Here is a 7,927-nt window from a genome sequence, read left to right as displayed (position 1 = left end):
GGCGAGTCGGGCCAGCCAGTTCCCGGTCTGCGGTTGCCGTAGCTGCCGGTCGGCCTGCTCGGCCAGGACCAGGTAGTAGCCGGCGTGCCGGGCCCGGGCGACCCGCTCGGCAGTCGGGCTGGCGGCCAGCCGCGCCGCGGCCCAGCGGCCGATCGTCTCCAGCAGCCGGTAGCGCGCTCCGGCCGCGGTGTGCTCGACCACGACCAGCGACTTGCCGGCCAGGTCGGCGAGCACGTCGATCGCGGCCGGGTCGTCCCACACCGCCTCCGCCGCGGCCAGCGTGAACCCGCCGGCGAACACCGCCAGCCGGCGGAACCGGTCCTGGGTCAGCGGGTCGAGCAGGTCGTAGCTCCACGCGATCGTGCTGTGCATGGCCTGGTGGTGCGGCCGGCCCGGATGTCCGGAAGTACGCAGCAGGGCCGGATCGTGCAGCCGGCCGGTGATCTCGGCGACGGTGAGCACCGTGGTGCGGGCCGCGGCCAGCTCGATGGCCAGCGGCAGCCCGTCCAGCCGGGCGCACAGCGCGGCGAGGTGTGCGGCGTCCCCGTCGCCGAGCGCCCGGACCGCGGAAACCGCCGCCCGGTCAAGGAAAAGTCGCACCGCGTCGTAATGGTGGAGCTCCGCAAGCACCAGCGCCGAACCGGTTGCCGGCGGCGTGGACAGCGGGGGCACCGGCCAGGCCAGCTCGCCCGGCACTCCGAGCACCTCGCGGCTGGTGGCCAGCACCCGAAGATCCGGGCAGGCTCGCAGCAGCGCGGCCAGCCGCTCGGCACAGGTGGCCACCACGTGTTCGCAGTTGTCCAGCACCAGCAGGGATTCGCCGCATGGCGCGTCGGCCGGCTCCAGTTCCCCGGCGACCAGGGCGGGGTCGGCCAGCGGTGCGAGGTCGACGAACCGCACGCCGCCGGGAAACCGGGCGCAGACCCGCTGCGCCACGGCGATCGCCAGCCGGGTCTTGCCGCAGCCGCCCACTCCGGTCAGGGTGACCAGCCGGCGCTGCCCGACCAGCTCGCTCAGCTCGGCGATCTCCGGTTCGCGGCCGATGAGTCTGGTCAGCGGGGCAGGCACTCCGCAGCAGACCGGCGCACCGCCGGAATGCGCCGCGACCGGGGCCGGGGCCGGGCCAGGCAGGTCCCGCCCGGCCAGGATCGCCGCTTCCAGCCGTTGCAGTCCGGCGCCGGGTTCCACACCGATCTCGGTGGCCAGCCGGGCCCGGGCCCGCCGGTATGCCGCCAGCGCCTCGCTCTGCCGTCCGGCCCGGTACAGCGCGAGCATCAGCAGCTCCCAGAGCCGTTCCCGCAACGGGTATCTGGCGACCAGCGACTCCAGCTCGGAGGTGGCGCGCGCGTGCCGGCCCAGCGCCAGCTCGGCGGTCAGCAGTTCCTCGGTGGCGCCCAGCCGCAGCTCGTGCAACCGGGTCGTCTCGGCGCGCACCCAGTCCCCGGCCGGGCAGCCGTCCAGCGCGTCACCGTGCCACAGCTCCAAGGCGGTGCGCAGGATTTCGGCGGCCGCGGCCGGGTCGGCCACGGTGCGGGCCCGGCCGAGCAGGTCCTCGAACAACCACACGTCGATCCGCTCGACCGGCACGGTGAGCGCGTATCCGGGTGATCTGGTCACCACCAGCTCACCGAACCCCCCGGCGAGCAGCCGGCGGCGCAGGTAGGCCACGTGCGCCCGCAGGGTCTTGGCCGCGCCCGGCGGTTGCTGGATGTCCCATAGCCCGTCGACCAGGGTGTCCCGGGAGACCACGTCCGGCGCCCGCAACGCCAGCGCGCCGATCAGCGTGCGCAGCCGCGGCCCGCCCAGCGGCGCGGTCCGCTCACCGTCGGCCACCTCGACCGGGCCGAGGACCCGAATCTGGATCGGCGCGGCGGTCATCACCCTCGGCTTCCCACTGGGGCGGTGCGGCGGGTCGAGGGTCGATGATACGCAGCGTGTGTCCGGCCGAACACTGTCCGTTCAGGCTAACTTGGCCGCCCGGATGGGCAGGCACGTCGCGTTAAGTAGGATTGCACGCGCGTAAAGTGTGAGCTTACACTCACGTCCGACAGAGCCGTCATGCCCGCTGAAAGGGCGGTGTCCTGATGGGAACCCTGGCTGGGCGCGGATTCGCCGTCGTGGCAACACTTCTGATGCTCGGGCTGGGCACCGCCTGCGAGGCGAAGTCGGGAACCGAGGACGCCGCGCCCGCCGCGGGCGGCGAGCCGATCGTGGTCGGCTCCACCCTGTCGCTGTCCGGCGCGTTCGCCGCCACCGGCGCCATTCACAAGATCGTCGGGGAGCAGTACGTGGACCGCCTCAACGCGGCCGGCGGTCTGCTCGGCCGGCCGGTGCGGTGGGTCGTCCGGGACGACGAGTCCGACCAGGCCAAGGTGAGCACCCTCTACGAACAGCTGATCAGCCAGGAGCAGGTGGACCTGATCATCGGTCCGTACGCCACCCCGAACATCCTCTCGGCGATGGCGGTGGCCCAACGGCACGGCTACCTGCTGCCGCAGCACACCTCGGTGCTGGCCCCGCTGATGACCTACGACTGCCAGTTCCCGGGCTGGTCGATCGGGCCCAAGCCCAACGAGTTCGTGCCCAACCAACTCTTCGACGCGGTGGCGAGCCTGCCCAGCCCGCCGCGGCGGGTCGCGATCGTGACCAACCAGAACGGGTCGACCGACTTCGTCTCCTACGGCGCGCAGGACGACCGCACCGGCGCGGTGTCGATCGCCAAACAGCGCGGGCTCGACGTCGTCGCCGAGATCCGGTACCCCCCGGCCACCACCGACTGGGCCCCGATCGCCGCCCAGATCCGGGACGCCGCACCGGATCTGGTGGTCAACAACGGCCTCGGGGTCGACCCGGTCAACCTGCTGCAGGCCATGGCCCAGCTGAACTACGAGCCACCGCTGATGTTCAGCCTGTTCCCCGCCCCGGGTCCGCCGCTCGGCCTCGGCGCCACCGCCGACGGGCTGCTGTCCGTCACCATGTTCGAACCCAACAGGTCCACTGTGGACAAACTGGGCCCGGACGCCGCGAAGATCGTCGAGGAGTACAAGAACCGGGCCGGAGCGGCGAAACTGCCCTACACCGTGTTCGAGACCCAGGCGGCCGCGTCCTGGACGGCCTGGGAGATCCTGACCGCCGCGGTCAAGGGCAGCAACGGGCTGGACCAGAAGGCGTTGTGCGAGCAGTTGCACCGCTCCGGAGCCGACACCACGTTCAACGGCCACCTGACCTTCGACCCGAACGTCAACAACTTCTGGCCGACCACCCAGGCCATCAAGCAGATCCAGAACAAGGACTGGGTGACGGTCTGGCCGGCCGACCGGGCCGCCGCCGCGCTGCGCGGGCCCAATTCGTGATCACGGTTCAGTCCGCGCTGACCGGCCTGCTGCTCGGTGGGCTGTACGCGTTGATGGCGGCCGGCGTCTCGATCACCTGGGGCGTGCTGCGGATCATCAACCTGGCGCACTTCGGCCTGATCCTGCTCAGCGCCTACCTCACCGTGCTGCTCGCCTCGGCGTGGGGAATGGACCCGATCCTGACCGTGGTCATCACCGGCCCGGCCATGTTCGTGGCCGGCGGGGCGCTGCAGTGGGCCTACGACCGGCTCGGTATCTCCGAACTGAACTCGCTGCTGGTGAGCTTCGGGCTGCTGATCATGACCGTGCAGGTGGTGAGCAACATCTTCAGCGCAGACTTTCGGCGGATGAGCGCCGAGGTCAACCCCTACGCCACCGCGTCGGTGGCGACCGGCCGGCTGGTCTTCCCGGTCACCACGCTGCTCGCGTTCCTCATCGCGGTCGCCGTGATCGGCGCGGCGCATCTGGTGCTGCGCGGCACCTTCCCGGGCCGGGCGCTGCGCGCGTTCGCCGAGGACCGGGGCATCGCCGGGGCGTTCGGAATCGACCACCGCACCCTGGGCACGCTGCTCGGCGCGGTCAGCGGGGCCACCGCCGCGGTCGCCGGAATGCTGTTCGCGCTGGCCAACGCGCTCACCCCGGCCGTCGCGTTCGAGTGGTTCGGCATCGTGTTCGCCGTGGTGATCCTGGGCGGCATCGGGCACCTGCTCGGCACGCTCGCCGCCGGGTTGCTGGTCGGCGCGCTCACCGGCGTGGTCTCGGTGCTGCTGTCCCCGGCCGCCGCGCCGCTGGTGCTGTTCGGCGCGATCGTGGTGGTGCTGCTGCTGCGGCCGCGCGGGCTGTTCGTCCGGACCGCGTCTTCCGCCACAGTCGATGCGGTGGTTCGGTCGGCTGGGCGGCCGGCTCAGCGGGATGGTCGGTCGTGATCGTGCGGGGACTGGCCGGGATCGCGCTCGCCGCAGGCGCGCTCGCGACCCTGTCGCTCTACCGGGAAACCCTGGGCGTGCCGATCTCCGTCCTGGCGCTGCTCACCACCATGCTGTTCTGGACGACCCAGGCGACCAGTTGGAACATCCTGTCCGGCTACAGCGGTTACTTCAGCTTCGGCCAGGCCGCCTACGTCGGCGTCGGCGCGTACACCACCGCCGTGCTGTTCGGCCGGCACCAGGTGGACTTCGGCCTGACCGTGCTGGTCGCGGCCGGGCTGTGCGCGGTGCTCGGCCTGGGCATCGGGGTGCTGGCGTTTCGGCTGCGGTCGCTGCGCGGCGAGATCTTCGCGCTGCTCACCCTGGCCGTGCCGTTCATCCTGGCCGCGCTGGCCCGGATCAACGGAGCGATCGACGGCGGCCAGGGGGTCGTCGTCGGCATCCCGGCGTTCCCCGCCGCGATCGGCCGGTTCCAGGATTTCCTCTACCTGGTCAACCTGGTGGTGGCCGGCCTGGCGGTCGCGGTGGCGTTCGTGATGGCCAACTCCCGGTCCGGATGGGCACTGGCGGCCATCCGGGACGCCGAGGACGTCGGTGAGGCGCTCGGCGTGGCGACCTTCCGGTACAAGCTGGTCGCACTGGTCGCCAGCGCGGTCATCGGCGGGGTCGGCGGCAGCATCTTCGCGCTGCAGATCGGTTTCGTGACGGTGGACAGCGTGTTCACGCTGACCGTCCCGCTGTTCGTGATCGTGATGAGCGTGCTGGGCGGGCGCACCCACTGGTTCGGGCCGGTGCTCGGCGCCGTGCTGGTGGTGCTGCTGCAGGACCGGCTCACCGCGGCCGATCTCGGTGGCTGGCAACTGGTCGTGCTCGGCGCGGTGCTGATCGTGGCGGTGCTGGTCGCGCCCGAGGGGATCTACGCCCGGCTGCGCGCGTTGCTGCCGGCGCGCCGCCACGCCGTCCCCGGGTCCGATGTGGACATCGCGGTGCCGGCGGCCGGCACGGATCGGGTGCTGGTCGAATGCGATGAGCTGTGCCGGAACTTCGGCGGTGTGCGGGCGGTGCGCGACCTCTCGTTGCGGATCCACGCGGGGGAACTGGTCGGCCTGGTCGGCCCGAACGGCTCAGGCAAGACGACGCTTGTCAATCTCCTGGCCGGCAGCCTGCGTCCCACCGGCGGCAGCGTGCGGATCGCCGGCCAGGACACCAGAACCCTGGCGCCGCACCGGATCGCGCACGTCGGGGTGGCCCGCACCTACCAGATCCCGCGCCCGTTCGCGTCCATGACGGTGCGCGACAACGTGGCGGTGGCGGTCATGTTCGGCCGGGTGCCGCGCAACCTCACCGAGGCCCGGCGCATCGCCGCCGGACACCTGGCCATGGTCGGGCTCGCCGGGCACGCCGACGCCTTCCCGGCAGCGCTCAACCTGCACCAGCGCCAGTTGCTGGAGATCGCCCGGGCGCTGGCCACCGCGCCCACCCTGCTGCTGCTCGACGAGGCGCTCGCCGGGCTCAACCCGGCGGAGATCGACGACGCGGTCGGGGTGATCCGCCGGATCCACGCCGCGGGCGTGTCCATCGTGATCGTGGAGCACCTGCTGCGCGTGGTGAAGGCGGTGGCCACCCGGGTCGTGGTGCTGGACCGTGGGTCCTGCCTGGCCGACGGCGATCCCGCCACCGTGCTCACCGACCCCGCGGTGGTGCGGGCCTACCTGGGGAAGCGGGCCCATGCTTGAGGTTCGGGACCTGGACGCCTACTACGGCGGCGCGCGGGCGCTGTGGAGCGTCTCGCTGGACGTAGCGGCCGGCGAGACGGTGAGCATCATCGGCCCGAACGGCGCCGGGAAGTCGACCATCGTCGCGGCCGTCGCGCGCCTGCACCGCAACGTGCGCGGCCGGGTCGCCGTCGATGGCGTGGACGTGCTTTCCCTGCCCCCGCACCGGATCTGCGACCGGGGTGTGGCGATCGTCCCCGAGGGCCGCCGGGTCTTCGGGCACATGTCGGTGCGGGACAACCTGTTCCTCGGCGCCTACCGGCGTCTCGCCCGCGCCGGCCATCGCGAGACGCTGGCGGAGGTCTACGCCCTGTTCCCCCGCCTGGCCGCCCGCTCCGCCCAACCGGCCGGCCGGCTTTCCGGTGGTGAACAGCAGATGCTCGCCATCGGCCGCGCGCTCATGGCCCGCCCCCGCCTGCTGCTGCTCGACGAACCCTCGCTGGGTCTGGCCCCGATCGTGATCGACGAGGTGTTCGAGGCGATCACCACGATCAACGCCCGCGGCGTCAGCGTTCTGTTGGTGGAACAGGACATCGACCGCGCCCTGGAGATCTCCGCCCGCGGCTACCTGCTCACCGAGGGCCGCATCATCGCCGAAGGCCCGGCCAGCACGCTGCGCGACCGCGACGACGTCCGCCGCAGCGTGCTGGGCATCTGACCGTCCGGGGGTTACGGCGCGAGTGGCACGCGGGCGGCGTAGACGGTCAGGGCGAACTCGTTGGACCCACCGGGTGACGGGATGCCGAACCGGCGCTCGACCAGGCCGGTCAGCGCACCGCACCCGTGTGCCCTGGGTACCGCGAACTCGTTGTCCCGCATGGCGAACCGCACCACCACCGGGTCCTGCGAGAGCACCTCGGGGCCGGCCGTGCGGACCGGGCGCAGGATGATCGGGTCCCGGTCGCTGCCGATGGTGCAGCCGCGGGGGAGCAGCGGTCCGCGCACGGCGAGCTTCAGGTGCTGCACGCCCATCCGGTCACCGACCGAGTGGAAGTCGGCGAACCCCGCGTACTCGAGTTGAAGGGCCAGCCGGTCCAGCGGATGCGGCACGCCGAGCAGCCCGCCGGGGACCGCGACCGGCTTGGCCCGCAGCGCCCCGAACACCTGCGCGTCCGGGCTTTCGGCGAAGGTCATCCGCAGGTCGTCGATCTGCAGCGCCGGTATCCGTCCGAACGCGAAGGTGCCGTGCGAGACCAGCACCTCGCAGCGCCACGCGGCCGGATCCGCGCCGTCCGGGACGGCCGGACAGTCGGCGTAGTCGAAGGTGGGCAACGGCTCGGCGGAGGCGACGGCCGGAACCGCGAGCGCGGCCGCGCCGGCCAGCGCCAGGGCCAGGATCGTTCGTTTCATGCCCCCAGAGTTCCGTGGCCGGATCCGATGATCATCCGGTAGATCCCTGACCCTGACCCTGAAACACAGGCTAGGTCAGCGGCAGCTAGGAGGCGATGTCCGCCAGGGCGTCGAGGACCGCGTCCGGGATGGTTCCGGTCGCCACGTCCGCCTCGGCGATGATCCTGGCGGCCCGGTCCCGGCGAACCTGGTAGTGCAGCCCGGTGATCGAGACTCCGGCCAGGTCCAGCACCGCCGACACGGGCAGCGGACGGATATCCCCGCTGCCGCCGACGTCCTCGATCCCATCCGGACGAGTGCGAACCTCCATCTCCGCGCCCCCTCGCCGTGGCATTTCCTGTCGATGCGGGCTATTACACCATCGGCATCCGCCATTTGCGGGGGTCAGAATGGCGCCGAATTTGACAGAGCTCGGCCATTCGTTCACGCAATTTCCGGGCACCCGCGGTGGCCCTGGCCGGGGGTGCGTTGCCGGGCCCGGATACCTAGTACTACTATGCATGGCGGTACTAGGGGTAAGGAG

Annotated in this window: 7 protein-coding genes; 4 read left to right on the top strand and 3 right to left on the bottom strand. The window is 71.9% G+C overall.

Features of this window, described 5'->3' with window-relative positions; translation table 11 throughout:
• A partial coding sequence (locus VFO68_RS02900) for a BTAD domain-containing putative transcriptional regulator (RefSeq protein WP_325156556.1) occupies nt 1-1,878 on the bottom strand: 1,878 nt, incomplete at its 3' end.
• Between the two features lie 239 nt (nt 1,879-2,117).
• Here VFO68_RS02900 and VFO68_RS02895 point away from each other — a divergent pair.
• The 4 genes from VFO68_RS02895 to VFO68_RS02880 are packed head-to-tail and all read left to right on the top strand — an operon-like array spanning nt 2,118 to nt 6,712.
• Complete coding sequence (locus VFO68_RS02895) at nt 2,118-3,353, top strand: amino acid ABC transporter substrate-binding protein (RefSeq protein WP_325156555.1); 1,236 nt, start codon at nt 2,118-2,120, stop codon at nt 3,351-3,353.
• Entirely contained in the window at nt 3,350-4,279 is a 930-nt protein-coding gene (locus VFO68_RS02890) for a branched-chain amino acid ABC transporter permease (RefSeq protein ID WP_325156554.1), read from the top strand. The genes VFO68_RS02895 and VFO68_RS02890 overlap by 4 nt, the downstream gene beginning before the upstream one ends.
• The gene (locus tag VFO68_RS02885) at nt 4,276-6,015 is read left to right on the top strand and encodes an ATP-binding cassette domain-containing protein (protein ID WP_325156553.1); all 1,740 of its coding nucleotides are present in this window, start codon (nt 4,276-4,278) and stop codon (nt 6,013-6,015) included. The genes VFO68_RS02890 and VFO68_RS02885 overlap by 4 nt, the downstream gene beginning before the upstream one ends.
• Entirely contained in the window at nt 6,008-6,712 is a 705-nt protein-coding gene (locus tag VFO68_RS02880) for an ABC transporter ATP-binding protein (RefSeq protein ID WP_325156552.1), read from the top strand. The genes VFO68_RS02885 and VFO68_RS02880 overlap by 8 nt, the downstream gene beginning before the upstream one ends.
• A gap of 11 nt (nt 6,713-6,723) precedes the next feature.
• Here VFO68_RS02880 and VFO68_RS02875 read toward each other — a convergent pair whose 3' ends face one another.
• Together VFO68_RS02875 and VFO68_RS02870 are read right to left on the bottom strand one after the other, a co-directional pair.
• A complete protein-coding gene (locus VFO68_RS02875; protein ID WP_325156551.1) occupies nt 6,724-7,404 on the bottom strand; it encodes a hypothetical protein in 681 nt (226 codons plus the stop codon).
• 85 nt (nt 7,405-7,489) lie between these two features.
• A complete protein-coding gene (locus tag VFO68_RS02870; protein ID WP_325156550.1) occupies nt 7,490-7,714 on the bottom strand; it encodes a hypothetical protein in 225 nt (74 codons plus the stop codon).
• Between the last annotated feature and the right edge of the window lie 213 nt (nt 7,715-7,927).

The sequence above is a fragment of the Actinophytocola sp. genome (assembly GCF_035712165.1).
Taxonomy (GTDB): Bacteria; Actinomycetota; Actinomycetes; order Mycobacteriales; family Pseudonocardiaceae; genus DASYTH01.
This window is presented reverse-complemented; position numbering and strand designations above follow the sequence as displayed.